At 35.1% G+C, this 16,612-nt stretch carries 16 protein-coding genes; 6 read left to right on the top strand and 10 right to left on the bottom strand.

Going from position 1 to position 16,612, the window contains the following annotated elements; translation table 11 throughout:
* Window positions 1-15: 15 nt before the first annotated feature.
* A complete protein-coding gene (locus HHU08_RS12025) occupies window positions 16-1,281 on the bottom strand; it encodes an ABC transporter substrate-binding protein (protein WP_169188550.1) in 1,266 nt (421 codons plus the stop codon).
* A 259-nt stretch (window positions 1,282-1,540) separates the two neighbouring features.
* Window positions 1,541-2,551: a LacI family DNA-binding transcriptional regulator gene (locus tag HHU08_RS12020; protein WP_169188549.1), complete on the bottom strand. Its 1,011-nt coding sequence runs from the start codon at window positions 2,549-2,551 to the stop codon at window positions 1,541-1,543.
* Between the two features lie 271 nt (window positions 2,552-2,822).
* Here HHU08_RS12020 and HHU08_RS12015 point away from each other — a divergent pair, with 271 nt between their 5' ends.
* On the top strand, window positions 2,823-3,938 hold the full coding sequence (locus HHU08_RS12015; RefSeq protein WP_016201461.1) for an IS4 family transposase: 1,116 nt from the start codon (window positions 2,823-2,825) through the stop codon (window positions 3,936-3,938).
* Between the two features lie 324 nt (window positions 3,939-4,262).
* Here the strand turns inward: HHU08_RS12015 and HHU08_RS12010 are convergent, their stop codons facing one another.
* Genes HHU08_RS12010 through HHU08_RS11990 form a run of 5 tightly spaced genes read right to left on the bottom strand, consistent with a single transcriptional unit; the run spans window position 4,263 to window position 6,586 of the window.
* Complete coding sequence (locus tag HHU08_RS12010; RefSeq protein WP_169188548.1) at window positions 4,263-4,562, bottom strand: spore coat protein; 300 nt, start codon at window positions 4,560-4,562, stop codon at window positions 4,263-4,265.
* Entirely contained in the window at window positions 4,559-4,780 is a 222-nt protein-coding gene (locus HHU08_RS12005) for a hypothetical protein (protein ID WP_169188547.1), read from the bottom strand. Before HHU08_RS12005 ends, HHU08_RS12010 begins: the two co-directional genes overlap by 4 nt.
* A gap of 18 nt (window positions 4,781-4,798) precedes the next feature.
* The gene (locus HHU08_RS12000; protein ID WP_169188546.1) at window positions 4,799-5,935 is read right to left on the bottom strand and encodes a zinc-dependent alcohol dehydrogenase; all 1,137 of its coding nucleotides are present in this window, start codon (window positions 5,933-5,935) and stop codon (window positions 4,799-4,801) included.
* A gap of 19 nt (window positions 5,936-5,954) precedes the next feature.
* Window positions 5,955-6,323, bottom strand: a complete 369-nt coding sequence (locus HHU08_RS11995) for a spore coat protein (RefSeq protein ID WP_016204839.1) — start codon at window positions 6,321-6,323, stop codon at window positions 5,955-5,957.
* Window positions 6,320-6,586 (bottom strand): hypothetical protein, encoded by a 267-nt coding sequence (locus tag HHU08_RS11990; RefSeq protein WP_016204840.1) that lies wholly within the window; start codon window positions 6,584-6,586, stop codon window positions 6,320-6,322. Before HHU08_RS11990 ends, HHU08_RS11995 begins: the two co-directional genes overlap by 4 nt.
* A 216-nt stretch (window positions 6,587-6,802) precedes the next feature.
* Here HHU08_RS11990 and HHU08_RS11985 point away from each other — a divergent pair, with 216 nt between their 5' ends.
* Complete coding sequence (locus HHU08_RS11985; RefSeq protein WP_169188545.1) at window positions 6,803-7,561, top strand: TraR/DksA C4-type zinc finger protein; 759 nt, start codon at window positions 6,803-6,805, stop codon at window positions 7,559-7,561.
* A 114-nt stretch (window positions 7,562-7,675) separates the two neighbouring features.
* Window positions 7,676-8,059, top strand: coding sequence for an Hsp20/alpha crystallin family protein (locus HHU08_RS11980; RefSeq protein WP_169188544.1), 384 nt, complete (start codon window positions 7,676-7,678; stop codon window positions 8,057-8,059).
* On the opposite strand, the gene HHU08_RS11975 is transcribed toward HHU08_RS11980, so the two are convergent.
* Window positions 8,054-8,689, bottom strand: a complete 636-nt coding sequence (locus HHU08_RS11975; protein ID WP_169188543.1) for a hypothetical protein — start codon at window positions 8,687-8,689, stop codon at window positions 8,054-8,056. The genes HHU08_RS11980 and HHU08_RS11975 overlap by 6 nt on opposite strands.
* A gap of 12 nt (window positions 8,690-8,701) precedes the next feature.
* On the bottom strand, window positions 8,702-10,093 hold the full coding sequence (gene pdxR / locus HHU08_RS11970) for a MocR-like pyridoxine biosynthesis transcription factor PdxR (RefSeq protein ID WP_169188542.1): 1,392 nt from the start codon (window positions 10,091-10,093) through the stop codon (window positions 8,702-8,704).
* A gap of 127 nt (window positions 10,094-10,220) precedes the next feature.
* On the opposite strand from pdxR, the gene HHU08_RS11965 reads away from it, so the two are divergent.
* The 3 genes from HHU08_RS11965 to HHU08_RS11955 all read left to right on the top strand — a co-directional run bounded on the left by HHU08_RS11965 (window position 10,221) and on the right by HHU08_RS11955 (window position 13,071).
* A complete protein-coding gene (locus tag HHU08_RS11965) occupies window positions 10,221-10,766 on the top strand; it encodes a pyridoxamine 5'-phosphate oxidase family protein (protein ID WP_169188541.1) in 546 nt (181 codons plus the stop codon).
* Between the two features lie 801 nt (window positions 10,767-11,567).
* The gene (locus HHU08_RS11960; protein WP_016204846.1) at window positions 11,568-12,509 is read left to right on the top strand and encodes a processed acidic surface protein; all 942 of its coding nucleotides are present in this window, start codon (window positions 11,568-11,570) and stop codon (window positions 12,507-12,509) included.
* Complete coding sequence (locus tag HHU08_RS11955) at window positions 12,499-13,071, top strand: class D sortase (RefSeq protein ID WP_016204847.1); 573 nt, start codon at window positions 12,499-12,501, stop codon at window positions 13,069-13,071. The genes HHU08_RS11960 and HHU08_RS11955 overlap by 11 nt, the downstream gene beginning before the upstream one ends.
* Before the next feature lie 33 nt (window positions 13,072-13,104).
* Here the strand turns inward: HHU08_RS11955 and HHU08_RS11950 are convergent, their stop codons facing one another.
* Window positions 13,105-16,461 (bottom strand): hypothetical protein, encoded by a 3,357-nt coding sequence (locus HHU08_RS11950; RefSeq protein ID WP_169188540.1) that lies wholly within the window; start codon window positions 16,459-16,461, stop codon window positions 13,105-13,107.
* Window positions 16,462-16,612 lie beyond the last annotated feature (151 nt).

Genomic DNA, 16,612 nt, shown 5'->3' with positions numbered 1-16,612 from the left:
CCTCCTACCGTAAAGCTATTTCTTTTGTTCTAGTAATCTCTTATATTCTTCTGCCATCTTTTTCGAAACATCTTCTGGCTTCATAGTCCCAGATAATAATTCCTGACCAGTAGCCCCCATAGGGTCCCACATGCCGCTCGGTAAATAGATACGGTCAAAATAAGGCTCTACTTTAATATCCTTATACTTCTCGTAATAATCAGAGTAATAGTTTTTTGATTCTGTATTCGTTAATCCTGCTGGAAGTGAAGTACCTTCCGCTATCTCTTTCACGATTTCTGGCTGTGAGATAAATTCCAGAAATTTCTTCGCCTCTTCTTTAACTTTAGAGTCCTTCCAAACAGCTAATGTATGACGTTCGCCACCAATCCAGCTGGGTTCGTCGCCTTCTTTGATTACAGGCATTGGAGTGATGCCAAGTTTAACATCTGGATTTAATTCTTCTACAGAAGGACCGAGCATGCCACCGCCAACTATAAACGCAATTTTACTTTGAGCCATTAAGTCTACCATTTGATGATTTTGAGCGGTCAAGACATCTTCATTAAGGAGCTTCTTATCTTGCATTTCCTTTAATTTTTCTGCTAGAAATGTGTAATTGGACCAATCAAACGTTCCATCCAGCAATTCCTTCTTAAAATTTTTCTCACCAGTAATTAATAACGGTGTTGAAAATTGATCAAAATACTGGCCGAATGCTGATTTATCAGAGCCAGCAAACCATAGTGGAGTCACTTCTCCCTTTCCTTTTTTCTTAATTGTTTCAAGCGCTGTCATAAATTCAGCAAAGGTTCTTGGAGGTTCTATTCCATATTCTTCAAGAAGTGTTGCATTATATGTAAGTCCATCCTTTGCCTGATTAAGAGGATAAGCATAAACTTTCCCGGTATCATCCATTAAAATTTGATTTAGCGCCGGGTCAAGATCTTGCACCCAATTCATGTCTTTCAAATCTTCTACATATTCTCCGTAACGATGGATTGCCCAGCCGTGGGTATCAAATAAGTCTGGCATATCATTCGCAGCCATCTTAACACGAAGCATTCCTTCATAACCGTCAGCAGGATAATTTTCTTTAATATCGATATCAGGATTTTCTTTTTCGAATTTTTCAACAACATTTTGCATTGTAATTTTATCTGCTTCATTTGTCACTGTCGAATACATCGTAACGACAGTCTTACCACCATTTGCTTCATTACCACCTGAAGATTTACTACATCCAGTTGCAATCGTTGTTAAAGCAATAGCAATCGCCATAGTTTTTAAAAGCCTTTTCATTAAAAAACGCCCCCTAAAATTTCGTATTTTGAAAACACTAGGTACTTTCACCTAATTTTCGAGTTCGTTCTCTTGCTGGTTTTTAGGAGCATCTATATAATAGAATTAAGCTCCCTTTCGTTGGTGGAGTTTAGCCGCCCGCAAAAAAGTGACTGCCATCACTTTGAACCTGGCACCAAGAATTTGGTGCTGGGAGGGCTATACACATATGAATACTTTTTACGCCAATTCGTTCATCACCCCCTTAAAAAGAGTTATTTTATTTCCCTCCGCAGCTTTCCCTAATAACCAATTCTGTTGGGAGCGTAACAGTCAACGGAAGTTCCCTGCCATTTAGCCGGTCTAGCAAAAGTTTTACCCCTGTTTGACCCATTTCTTTCGTATGAACTCTAATTGTTGTTAATGGTGTACTCGCGAATTTCGCTGCCTCAATATCATCGAAACTAATAATGGCCACATCTTCGGGTACATGAAGATTTGCTTCTTGTAAAGCTCTTAAAGCTCCAATCGCCATTGGATCACTGCCAATAAAAAATGCTTCTGGTAACTTTGATGCTTGAATGGCTTTTTTCATCAATTGATAGCCCTGTGCCATTGTATACTCACCAATAAAAATAGACTCTTGATCATATAAGTTTTTTTCTTTCATGTAACGTTCAAAAGTGGTGAGACGTTTATCTTCTGAAAGAAGCTTTTGATTTTTCAAGTGTTCCATTTCCTTCCCACCAATGTAGCCAATTCGTTTGTATCCAGTAGCTAATAAGTGGCGCAATGCTTTTTCTGTAGCACGTTCAAAATTGATAACGACAGAATCATAGAGGTCTTCGTTAGGAGAATGATTTATGTAAACCACATTATCCACCCTGCTGATTGCTTTTAAGGTAGACTCTTTCACTCTGCCGACGACAATTAACCCATCAAGTTCTTCAATCATTTGATTTCCTTCTGTTTCATGTAAGCGAAAAGTAGCCGTTTTGATTCCATTATGGGCTAGTTCCATTTCAATCCCTTGACGAATCGATAGAAAATAAGGATCACTTATTTCTTCATCCAATGATTGAGTTAGCATAATACCAACATGTTTTGTATCCTGCTGTTTTTGCTTTAACCGTCTTTCTAAGATCGTTTCATAACCGAGCTCTTTGGCAACTCGAAGAATACGTTCTCTTGTTTTTGCCTGAACGGTAAGTGTATGATCATTATTTAGCACTCGTGAAACAGTTGATGCTGATACATTCGACTTATCCGCAATTTCTTTAATCGTTGCCATTTTTAAAACCCTCTTCTTGTTTCTTTTAAAACCAGTAAACTTTTCTTCAAAATCACTAATATAATTACCTGGCATATACGAATAATAACACCTTTTGAAAAGGCTTTCAAGATAAAAAATATATTTTTTTCCACTAGTGTTGCATTAATTTATTTTTACTATTAAAAATACTCAAAATGTTCAATTTTATTATTTTATGCAAAGAAAAAGTCCTTTATAATGGATAAGTCAGGTGGTAACCCGTCCAAATCCACTAAAAAAGGACCAACTCATGGACAAGATTACACGAAAAACTTCATTTGGACAATGGTTTTCACCAATAAATCTTCAACTTTTTGAAGAAACCGTGAAAACGTTGAAATTAGATTACTATACGAAAAAACTAAAAACAGACTCATTTCTAAAATTACTCCTTTTTGCACAGCTACAAGAAGTCGAAAGTTTGCATGAGCTAAGCGATTGTCTTTTCGACGACCAACTACAAAAAGGCATTGATCTTGATTCAATCAGTATTTCTCAGCTCTCACGCCGATTAAACGGTATAAATCCAGATTTATTTCAAAGGCTTTTCCTTGATTTAGTCGCACAAATTCATGCAAAAACACATTATACAAAGCTTATTATGCCGTTAAAAATCATTGATTCAAGCACATTGCCACTTAATTTGACCAATCATAAATGGGCAAAGTTCCGCAAAACAAAAGCGGGTGTCAAGTTGCATTTGAGACTTGTGTTTATGGAAAAAGGGAGTTCCTATCCTGAAAAGGCTGTTTTAACAACGGCAAAAGAACATGATCGTGGTCAGCTTGAAATCATGGTTGATGATAAAGAATGCATGTATGTGTTTGACCGTGGCTACCTAGATTACGAGCGCTTTGACCGAATGACAGATGATGGTTACTTTTTTCTTTCAAGGCTACGGAAAAACGCAGTCATACGGGAAGTTTATAATTTTAAACTACCCGAGAATTCAGCTGTTTTGTCAGATCAAATGGTGTTGATTGGTACGACTCAAAACCGTGCTGAAAATTACTTTCGTCTTCTAAAAGTGATGGATTCAAAAGGAAATGAACTGCATTTAATTACCAATCGTTTTGATTTGAGTGCCGAAGAAATTTCAGAGATGTACAAATCACGGTGGGCAATTGAGTTGTTCTTTAAATGGATCAAACAGCATCTCAGCATCAAAAAGTTCTACGGTCAAAGTGAATGGGCGATTCAAAACCAAGTGTTTATCGCACTGATTGTTTTTTGCCTACATGTTCTCGTACAACTTGAAACAAGAAGTAAGCGAAAAACCTTACAAATTAGCCGTTATTTAAGGGCTGCATTGTGGAAACCAGCCCATATCTGGCTTCGAAAGATTGAAGGGAAAGCCATCCCTTAATAAGCAAATTGTTGTTGTCGCACAAGTCTAATTGTAAAAAAAAACCAAATGGATGGAGCCACCTTTGAATAGGTATTTACCTTTTTGGCTCTAAACAAGGAGGATAATGAGACTGAAAATTGCGACAATATTTATGCAACACTAGTGATTTTTTTCAAAAAAATTTGTGATTTTCATTTTATAAACACCTATTAACACAGGAATTTACATGAGAAATTGTTTTTTATCGGTAAATATTTTAGTGAAATTATACTGTTAAGTTAGTTTTCAACACCTCTATCCTAACAAAAAGGAACTGTTTCTCAGAACAAGTTCCTTTTTTTCTTATAAGGTTGGCAAATTTATGGCCGTATTTATATTTTGCAAATTAAGATTCATTTGCTCTTTCGGTTCCCACGCATTGTACCAGCCTTTTTCAGTCATATATGTGGAAAGCATTTCATGCATATCTAGGGCTTCATCCAAATGGCGAGCGAGTATTGCTTTAATTTCCGGATGACCTGTTTCAGTTATGGCCATTGCATAATTTCTTATTCCGCTTTTTGCCGAAATCAATAGGTCTGTCGCTATCATTTGATCTGTTAATACATCCAGCCCTGTTAAATATTCAATAATGGAATTCATACACGCTTCACTCCTAATCCTTCCAGCTCTGTTGCTTTTGCTAAAATAGTTGAAAATTCTTGTAGCTGCCTAGTTGAAATATCCACATCTCTCAACATCATCTCTTTTAACTGAGGGTCTGTAACGAGAGCGCGCATTGTTTTTGCTTTAGTTAAACAAATCGTCTTAAAAGCTGCCAATTCTTGAACTTCTAATACTTCATGTAATACATAATCCATTTTGCTCTCCTGCCTTCCTTATGGTTTTAATACAACTTTTATACAATTATCTGTTTTCGTGTCAAAAATTTCATATCCTCGTTTTGCTTCACTGAGAGGCAAAACGTGACTTACTACATCGCCTGGATCAATTTTTCCAGAAGAAACTAATTCAAACATGTGGGGCATATAATGAATAACCGGAGCTTGTCCAGAACGGATGTTGACATTGCGTTGCATGATGTCTCCTAATGGAAAACTATTATATCTTCCACCATATACGCCAGTGATTTGGATCGTTCCACATTTCCGAACGGCTTGAGCAGCCATCACAAGAGCATTTATCGTACCACCTTGTAGCTTCAATCCACTTGCAAGAAATTCTAAATCAGTCATCTTCCCATCCATTCCAACTGCATCAATAACAACATCGGCTCCACCTTTTGTTATTTCTTTTAAATAAGCACCAACATTTTCTATATGTTCAAAATTAATGATTTCTACATTATTGGTACGCTTCGCATGCTGTAATCGATAATCAACATAATCTACTGCAATGACACGCTTTGCACCTTTAAGCCAAGCGAATTTCTGGGAGAAAAGTCCAACTGGTCCACAACCAAAGACAATTACTGTATCCCCTTCTTTCACTCCCGCATTCTCTACACTCCAAAAACCAGTCGTCATGGCATCAGCAATAACAGTTAGTTTTTCATCCGGTTCTTCACATGTTTCTGGAATCTTAAAGTGAGTGAAATTCGCAAAAGGCACTCTTAAATATTCTGCTTGCCCACCAGGATAGCCACCAGCACTTCCTGAATAGCCAAAATAAGCTCCAATATCTCCATTATCATTTGAGTTATCACATTGGCTTTCCAAATTACTTTTACAATATTGACACTCACCACAAGCAATATTGAAGGGGATTATAACACGATCACCTTTCTTAAGCTTCGTTACTCCTGGGCCAACTTCTTCAACAATTCCCATTGGCTCATGTCCAATAATATAGTTTTCTTGTAAATTCGGCATCATTCCGTGAATCAAATGCAAATCAGATCCGCAAATGGCTGTACTCGTGACCTTGATAATCATATCATCTGGCTTTAAAATCTTTGGATCCTCTACTTCCTTTACTTCCACATTTTTAATACCTTGATATGTTACTGCTTTCATCTACATATAACCTCCATGTCTAATGTTGATCCGGCGTGCGATCAAACATGCCTTTTCGATTTGTTTCAACAGGAAATAAATTCATATTGCCAATCATGATCGTATTCTTTGCAGAAAGCTGATCTAATTGATACTGCTCGCTTAAATCATGAGGGTGAAACCATTTTTTCTCGATCATTAATTCGGTTATTTCTTGATGCATGCTTATTGCTTGTTTAAGCTGTTTTCTTAAAAGAACTCTTAATTCTGGCGATGCAGTTTCTGTTAAAACTGTCGCGATATTTCTGACACTCTCTTTTGCTCGAACAAGAAAATCCATCGCAAATGTCATGTCTGCAATCTCTGGCATGTTTAAAGCATTAATCGGATCTAAATGATCATGATTCAATGAGTAACACCTTCCTCTCCATTTATAATTGGTGTTGGACGACTTTGCGGAACATCTGTTTCAAATGGCACCTGCTTGTATATTTCTCTTAGTTCAGAAAGGGCTTGAATCGATTGATTTACATCTTTTTTCATTAAGTCTTTCAAATCTTGATCAAAAACAAGCCCTTGCATTAATTTTGATTTCGCAAGACATAGTGTTTTGAAATTAATTACTTCATGTAAGTCCAGTGATTCATGTAGTGCTAGTTTTTTTGATTCCATGCATCTATATCCTCCATACTAATATGAATTACCTTGATATTTTCCCCATATAAAGTACTCTATCCCCTAGCAATTTTTAACGTTTTGCGTAAGGGTATAAAATTAAAATCGTTGTCATTTATTTTAAAAAATGATATGTACATATTTCCTTTAATGTTCTTAATCGTTTTGCTCATACTAATAAAGCAAACGAATTCTCGAAAGGATTAGGTTCTTATGCTAAATAAACAAGAAATGTCCCATTTTCAAAAAATATTGGATGAACAAAAAAGAGATCTAGAAGTAAGATTTGAACAAAATGACAACTTGGATTTGAAACATGGACATTACCATGAATCTGTTGGGGAACTATCTAGTTATGATAATCATCCAGGAGATGAAGGAACAGAGTTATTTGAAAGAGAAAAAGATATCGCACTGGCGGAACATTATCACCATGAGTATATGGGGGTAATACGTGCATTAAAAGCAATAGAAGAAGGAACATACGGAAAGTGTACAGAGTGTTCTCAAGATATCCCGATTGAGAGGCTGGAAGTTATACCTACTACTCTTTACTGCAAGGAGCATTCTCCTGATCAGAAAATTTCGGATAATCGTCCTGTAGAAGAGGAAATATTAACGCCTCCTTTTGGCAAATTTGATATGGATAATAAAGATGAATCAGTCGGATTCGATGCCGAAGATTCGTGGCAAGAGGTTGCCAGTTGGGGTACTTCAGAAACACCATCTGATTTTGCCAATCTAGTGTATGACGATTATAATGACGTATACACAGAGAGCAATGAAAATATTGGCTATGTTGAAGACTATGAAAACTTTGTCGGAGTAGATATAGAAGGAAAAAATATAACCATTTATCCTAATGAACAGCATAAACGCTATGAACAAAGTTTGGATGAAGAAGGTATTATGACGACATTCGGTGACTTGCCTGCTTATGAACATGAACCATATGTAGAAAATAATGACTAAGAAAAAAGGTTGTCTAAGTAGGACTTTCCCTACCTTTAGACAACCTTTTTTTTGGAATCATCATCACCTTTTCCCCTCTTTAGAATAAGCTAAATATACTAAGGAGGACTATATATGAATGATGATAACTGGATTCATTTAATGGATGAATGGTTGAAAAATCATTTTCTTGATCCACTGACTTCCATTTTAGATGAAACAGAATTTCGGATTGACGTGTACGAAACAGAAAAGGAATATATTGTTGAAGCATTATTACCAAACTGTCTAGAAAACAGTATCCACCTTTCTGTAAGAAAGAATTTGCTTACTATTAAAGCAAACATCCAAGATTCTGGTCGTTGGGAACAAAAACAAAGAACGATTGATTTTCCAATCCCGATTACACAAAATCCAATTTGCGCCATATACGCAAATCAAATTCTTGAAATTTTCATTCGGAAAGAAAAACAGCTAAACAAGATACAGTCCACTACTATTCCAATTCAATTTCTATAACGCAAATTCTCTTTCATACCCTTTTTTCAACACATAATATTGAATACCTTTCGTATGCTTTAAAGCACTTTTAGCATGCTTTTTCGCTACTTCATCTTCCCCCTTTTTTAAAGCGATTTCTGCTAACAGTGCTTCTTTCATCCATTTCTTTGTTATGGTTGTTATTATTTTCTTCGCTTCTTTAAACTGACTTTCTTCTATATTTATTAACGCCAAGTAGTAGGACTTTATTTCCAATTGTTTTATTTTCTCCGCTTCTTCTCTCAGACCTAACGTTTTTCCAAAATAAAGAGAAAATAAAATCGTGAATAGAGCAAATTGTGATTGATATTTTTTCCGTTTGATTAGTTTTCGATAACTTGTAATTACCCTTTTATCATCTTTATTACTTAATGCATGGACAAAACTATAATATGGATGCTTTCTGTTCTTTCTAAATAACTTCTCCAACTTCGTCATGTTTCTCGTTGTATGAATGCTAAACAAGGATGCGATATACATTGTAATAAATACGAGGATATAACAAATAAATATATTCAAAAATATGGGATAAGAAAAATAGTTATCCAAAACAAAGAAAGCAGAAAATGCAACGATTATTCCAATTAAAAATGTTCGTACTGATACCAAAAATATTCCTCCTTATGTAAACCAAACTTGTGCTAAATGTTGAATTCCTTCTTCCACTTCCTTTTCTTTCAATCCCCCAAAACCTAATAATAGAGGATAATCCTCTCTTTCCTGAGAATAATATGGTTTCGTAGAATATACTTTTATTCCTACCTTTTTTGCTTCTGTGATAAATACATCTTCCTTTTTAGGAGGAACACGAATCAACAAATGCATACCAGCTTTTTCACCAATAATTTCGACCTTATCACCCATATACTTTGTGATGCATTGAACTAAAAAAGTATATTTTCTTTCATAGACCTTACGGATTCGTTTAATATGACGCTCAAATTCTCCCTTTTGTATAAATAAACCCAATGCTAACTGCAATAGCGGGGAGCTTGATTGCGACTCTGTTATACTCTTTTTTCTCCACTTTTCAAGCAAGGTATCTGGCAAAATCATATAGCTTATTCTTAAGGAAGGTAAAAATGCTTTTGAAAAAGTCCCCATGTAAATTACTCGATCTTGCTGATCTATTGCTTTCATACTCGGTATAGGTGAACCTTGAAACCGGAACTCACTGTCATAATCATCTTCTAGAATATACCCGTCCACTTTTTCAGCCCACTCTAATAACTCAATCCTTTTTGAAATGGACATAATCTTGCCGATTGGAAACTGATGTGATGGAGTAACATAAATGAGATTACACAAACTATTTAGCGCAGAAAAGTCGTGCCCAGCCTCTTCCTGCACTGGGATAGGATAAATAGGAAGTTCTCTCTCCTTAAATACATTTCGGACGCCATCGTATCCTGGTTCTTCCATTCCGATACATAATGAATTTTTCTCCAATAGCGAGAGTACTAGATGAATTAAGTGTTCCGTCCCTGCGGTAATAATAAGTTGATTGGCTGTCGTCTGAATCCCTCTTGATCTGTATAAATAGCCAACCAGCTCTTCTCTAAGTAATATTTCACCTTGTTTGTTTCCATACATCATCCAGTTAAATTGCTTGTCCTCCATTACCTCTTTTACTGTCTTCTTCCAAGCGTTAATTGGAAAATTAGTCATATCAATATCTCCATACTGAAAATCTATCAAATAGTTTTCCTCTACCTTTTGGCTTTGTTTATGTCCTACTTGTGTTTGTGTCGCTGTATATTCATAGCTAGGTAAAGCAACCACAACATATCCACTTTTCTCTTTACTTTCCACGTACCCTTCCATCCACAACTGTTGGTAGGCAGCAATGACTGTATTTTTACTAATTTGCAAAAAGCTTGCTACATAGCGAATCGATGGCAGCTTTGTTCCTGCTTCTATCTTCCCGGTTAAAATTTCTGTTTTAAAATAGTAATACAATTGCATATATACAGGCTCCTTACTGTCTGTATGCAAATGAATAGCGATATTCACTTTCTCCTCCTCCTTTTCCGTTTAAATCTATTTGTACCTAAAAACTTTTCTTAAACTGTTCCTATGGAATTCACTTATTTCATTTTAAAATGAAGGGACAATAAATGGAAGGAAAGGAAGAAAAAAAATGAGTGTAATGCGACAATCAATGATGGAAGTTACCGATAAAGAGAAAATTAATCAATTTTTACATCATACGCATATTGGACATCTCGGCTTAGTAGATGCAGATGCACCTTATGTCATTCCACTTAATTATGTTTGGTTCGGAAATCACCTATATTTTCACGGAGCAAGTGAAGGAAGAAAAACACGCATCATCAGCAAAAATAACCAAGTATGCTTTACTGTCAGCGAAGAACTAGGCATCATGAGCAATCCCATTCCCGCTAAAGTTGACACTGCATATATGTGTGTGATGATATTTGGAAACGTGACGCTATTAGAAGATATCGATAAATCCCGTGATGTCATGCAAGCAATGTTACATAAATATGTTCCCGGTTACTATGAAAAACCACTAGCTAAATCTCATTTAGAAAGATACGTGTCTACTCTAGGGAGTAAAACAGCGATTTATAAAATCACTCCTACAGCTATTACGGCAAAAGAAAATAAGTTGGATGAAAATGTGAGGTTTACACCGGGGAGAACGATTAGGATGGACATGTAAGGATTTAGAAAGTTAATTATTGAAATGCTAGTTATTTGTTTTGAACTTCTTCTCTTCCATCAGTGGGGATTTTACTTCATCCTTCACTGATGGTTAGTTGAACCAATCGGACTTTTACGGATAGTTAATCTCCCACCTATCTTCCTCGTATTCTAAGCTACTGTTGAGTCTCACTGTCCGTGAAGAGTGGGATAAATTTCTATAAGTTTTAAACGATTTAACATAATGGATTTTCTGTAGTATGCTATGAAAATAATAGAAATATAATCGTAAGTCTAGTTTGATCCTTTAGTTATTTGGTGTTTGGCTGATATTCTCTCTACTTTGGCTGATTTATTTCATGTTTGGCTGATACCCTCTTTCCTTTGGCTGATTTATTTCGTTTTTGGCTGATATCCTCTCTACTTTGGCTGATTTATTTCATTTTTAGCTGATATCCTCTCTACTTTGGCTGATTTATTTCATGTTTGGCTGATATCCTCTTTCCTTCGGCTGATTTATTTCATGTTTGGCTGATATCCTCTTTCCTTAGGCTGATTTATTTCATGTTTGGCTGATATCCTCTTTCCTTTGGCTGATTTACTTCCATTTCTGCTGATTTCCACAGCACTTTAGCAGATCTATCTCATTTTTTGTGTTAAACAAATGAATAATTTCAACTTAGGTTTTGCATAAAGCAAAGACCTTTTTAGTTTCACTTCTCTCACTTCCCCTTTCTCCAAAAATATCTTTGCTTATTCACGTATTTTTTTCATTAAATGACAAACACTACCAATAAGTACTGTGGAGGAGGTTTGTCTAATGAAAAAATTTCTTTATTCTTTACTTCTTTTCTTTGGTGTATGTATGCAAGTATCACCTGTGTTCGCTTCTCCAAGTGAAAAAGAAGTAGAGATGTTAGCTAATAAACTAGGCTGGACGACAAATGACTTAGAAGAATATTTAACTTTTAAAGGATTAAAAACGAGTGATTTTGATACTATTCAACTTTTAGAAAAGCAACTTGGTACACCAATCACTCCAACTAATCTTGATCAACTCCTTGTCCAAAATTCAATGACGCGAGAGGAGCTGGATATATTATTAGCAGGCTTTCATGAAGGTGTCGAAGATTTTTGGTTTTTAGAAGATTTAGAGGTTGCCATTGACTTTTATAAAAATCATGAAGATAAAATGCTTAAGTTGGAAAAATTCCTTGAAAATATCGGATTTGACGATACGGAAAAACAACAATTTTACGGTCATTTAAATAGACAAAATCCTGCCCTTTTAGCTGCAAAAGTTGAGGAATGGAAAGAACAATTAAATGATTTCCAAGTTACAGATCAAGAAAGCGGGGTAAATGAAGTAACGAATCCTGCATTAAGTGCTTTTTGGAAAGACTTTTTTAACACAACATCCTTAAGACCAGTATTAATTGGTATTGATGATAATGGAAAAAGAACGGAACTTGCACTAACTGACCTCTTTCTTAAGGAAATGGATACAACTGTTGCCATCGAATTATATGATAACCAAAATACTTTAATTGGAGATGCAGTCGTGACACCAGATATGGTTTCTTCAGTCGAAGCCATCGATAAAATGGTGGCTTTAACCGAAGTGACGCAAGAATTAGCTAATTTATATGCAGCACAACTTCCCAATACAGCTTCCCCACTCCCTGTCTTCTTATGTATAGGGTATATGTTAGCATTGGTCGGTGCTTTTTTAGTATTTAGGAAAGCAAGCTATGAAAAATAGAACGAAGCTTGGACTCTTCCTTATTTTGGTAGGGGTATTGATGATTCTGTATGTTTCTACCAGTTATACGAAGGTAGAAAGCATCACAAGGCAGCCGTCTTTCCACCAAGGCAAACAAAGGGTGTTATCGAAATTACATAAGGCACAACCAGGCGAAAAAATTGCAGCGATCATTATACCAAATCAGAATAAGCGTATTCCTGTCTATGAAGGAACTAGTGCCGAGATTTTAAAAAAAGGTGCTGGTCATTATCAAAAAAGTGCTTTACCAGGCGAAAACAATAATGTCATCCTATCAGGACATCGCGATACCTTCTTTCGCTTTCTTAAAGATCTAGAAAAAAATGATTCCTTGATTCTCGAAACAACGGAAAAAGAATATGAATACAAAATCACGAAATTTTCTGTGGTGTCTTCCAAAGACAAAACCATTCTTACCCCTAAACCTAGACCAGTTCTCACCTTGACGACCTGCTATCCTTTTTCCTTTATCGGAAATGCACCAAAAAGATACATTGTAACAGCGGAATTAACCCAAACAATTGATATTATGAAAAATTAGGGTCTGAACAATCGTACGTTCAGACCCTAATTTTTATTTCCATGTTTTTAAAAATAAGATCAACCTATTTTTCCAATCAGTTAGCTTTGTAACAGCTTTCGGCTGTTTTCCCTGCTTCTGCATTTCATAAACACTAGCAATTGTAATTAAGATAGACCCTGCCATTAGTAAATACACCCACCAAGGGAAATTGCCCCAATATGGCCTTGTTTGTAGCAATACATTAAGTACTAATACACCAATCCCTACAAAGAAATAGGATTTATAACGGAAATAAAAACCTGATAAGATAGATAAAACTGCAAGCCCTCCCAAAATAATAGCATCGTATATGGTGTGGGAAAGATATCCATCTATTGCCAATATCAGAGCTATCGTACCTACTACACCCCATTCTATATAGGCTAACATTTGCTTTCCATTCCTTAAGATTTTCTTTGTGCCAATCATAATCACTAACCACGGTAATACAACTAGCTCTGCCGTGATATAAGAAGGAATCGAAATTAACGTAAGGTAGGAATAATACGGTAATAACAATAAAAACAAGCTTATTAGCTTAGGAATCCACTGCATTTCTTTGTCTACCCTGTTTCTTTGGATATATGCTACGACTACGAGAAGCACTCCAGGTAAGACAATATCCCAGTTAAACGTTGTTTCAATTACGTATAAAGATAAGATCGAAAGAATGCTTCCTATGAGATAAAAATCAACCCACTTCTCTCCTTTTTCCCGCAATCTTACCATAGCTGTATAAACACTCGTACTCATGAACAGAAATAAGATTCCCCAAATAAGCGATAATAGATAGCGATCAAATGGAAAAAAATCTTTCGCATACATCAGTATTTCATTGTTAATAAGTAACAAGACTACTCCACTAAGTGATAATAGGTGTATTTTTTCTCGATGAATCACCAATAAGATAAGTGCCACATAAACAAGGATTACAAAATAAGTAATCATTGTAAACGGTGTGGCAAACAACCAAAAAATAATCCCGATTATGCTGAATGGTAAGAAAAAGTAAAGAATCTCTACCTTTTCCTTTGCTACGAAATACATACTAAATAAAACAAGTGACAGTACAATAAACGCGAAACTATAGGAATTTCCTCCAGCAAAATCAAACGAAATTATCCTTGCCAAAAAGAAATAAATGGATAGATAGCTTCCATAACGGAATGTCCTAACCAAATATTTATTTCCAACCAAATGAATACTTATTCTGTATACAATATACGCATAGATAAAAGGAAGAAAGGAATCATTCCCTGCAAATATTTGATCAATAATCATATTTATTAATAAGTACGAATGCGAAATCGTTAAAAACGGCAGCCTAAAAGATGTATTTTTTAATGTAAAGGCTAAAATAAACAATCCTATCCATCCGTATTTCATTAGCGTTTCAAATACGAGCGTATCGCTGTTCCAAACAGAACTGACAAAAGTAAAATAACTAATTAAACTAACCATAGCGATTAACCAAGCAATCAGGATATGTTTCAATCTACGATAAAGATCATAAAATACAAGAATAGCTAATACATACAATCCAGTTGTGATCCATTTATTCATATCGAAATATTCAAAAACCAAAAGCAAACCAAAACCATACATTATTTGCCCGACGAAATAGCTAATTCTCCCCATCTCTTTATCTATTTTCTCATACGTACTTCCTGTTAAAATCATGAATATACTAGCTATTCCCATAGAGAAAGGAAGTCCTTGCTCTTGTAAAATATTTATCGCTTGTGCTGAGGTAAAATAAACACCAAAAACAGTAATTGGAATAATATAGGAAAGAATTTGCTTATACTTTTTATTTGTTATCAAGTTATTTCCGACAAATAGACTTATTGTCAATCCACCGATCATAAAAGGGATATACCATTTACCGATAAAAATCACCGTTGAAATGAAAGATATAAACGCCATCCAAGAAACAGAATAAATAGCGGAAGGTTTTCTAATAATTTGCCAAAAGCTCCCCTTATTAAAAATTCCAAGCAGAAATAATAAGCCAATATGAATACAGTAAAGTACGAGTAAAATACTGTCTGCATCATTTATTAACTGAAGTAAGGCAGCTATATTCCATAAAGCTAAGCTTAAAAATACTACTGGTAAATAACGAATAAAGCTATAGTCCAGTCTTTTTGATAAAAGAAAAAATTCTATTGCTAATAGGAGGTAAGCTAGCACTAGATATATACTGCCTTCAAGAAATAGTTCTCCATAATAAACAATTGTAAACAAGAATGTAGATAGTGCAATAATAAAGCTAGTAATTTCCCAAACTCTTCCCCATTCCATCTTCCCTCTTAAAATGAAAACAAAAGATAGAAGAATAATACTAAAGCAACCAAAGGCAAGTGGCAGAAAGTCGGCAATTAATGGATATGTGAAAATACGATAAAGACCCATTGCAATCGCAATCGTAATGAAAAAATGATCATGTTTTCTTTTCGTTAAGGCGATAGTCATCATAAAGAGACTGCTAATTAACAAGTAATAGAAACCATTCATTATCGTATTCTCATAAATAAATGTCATAAATAAAGCAGTTAAGATTAGCTGTACTTGAACAATCGTCGTAAGTTCCTTTCGGAAGTAAAGAAGCCATTTCAGCTGTTGATGCTTTAACAGTACATAGATTGAAATAAACTGGTAGGCAATCATAAAGAAGAAAAAGCCATCCTTGGATAGCGGCAGAAATGCAAGAAAAAATGCCACCGTTCCAGTCATTGTTGCAATCGTAAGTACTTTGTATAAACGGGAATTCAAATAAATTGCTAATCCAAGATAAATTGGGAAAAGCACAAAACCAGCAATTACTCCAAGTAAGTATTTACCTTCACCATGAATCGAGAGATAATCACCTGCTAATTGAAAAAAACTAACGGAAACAAATCCAATTGGCAAGAACAGACTTCCTAGGAGAAAGAAAGCAAATGCAGTATGATCAATTTTAATAATTTTTTTCGATAATAATGCAAACCCAAAAAATAAAATCGAAACAAAGAAGATAGATGTTGCTTTCAGCCAACCTGGCATTGAGTCCCAATTACTTGTCGCAACGACTAATCCACCTATTAGTAAAAGAAATACTCCTAAGTAAAGCATCACACCTATATTTCGTTCCCGCAATTGTTCTGGAGAATATTGTTTCTTTTGTTTGGTTGGCTCCGTCTTTTTGATAACTTTTTTTCCAACTACCTTCTCTTGTGCTTCTCTTTCCTGTAGCTCTTTTTTCTCTTCTTCTTCTAAATAGCGTTGAAAGCCAGAAGTAATATCTGTATAACTCTCTTCTGATATGTATTGCTTCGAATATAATAACTCTATAATTGGATTAAAAATAGCAATCGTATTTTTTTGCATTTTATGCATCCTTTCTCCCTAATCATATCAATTTCTTACCTTTTCAACTAATAGTGTAATTTTACATTAGCAATAATTATTTTTCAATATATTTTATTTTCTAAAAAAAAGGATATTCCCAGAAATAAGCGAATTTATTTTCAATATCGAA

The sequence above is a fragment of the Niallia alba genome, assembly GCF_012933555.1.
Taxonomy (GTDB): Bacteria; Bacillota; Bacilli; order Bacillales; family Cytobacillaceae; genus Niallia; species Niallia alba.
The sequence above is the reverse complement of the archived record's forward strand: the minus strand, read 5'-3'. Positions and strand labels throughout refer to the sequence as shown.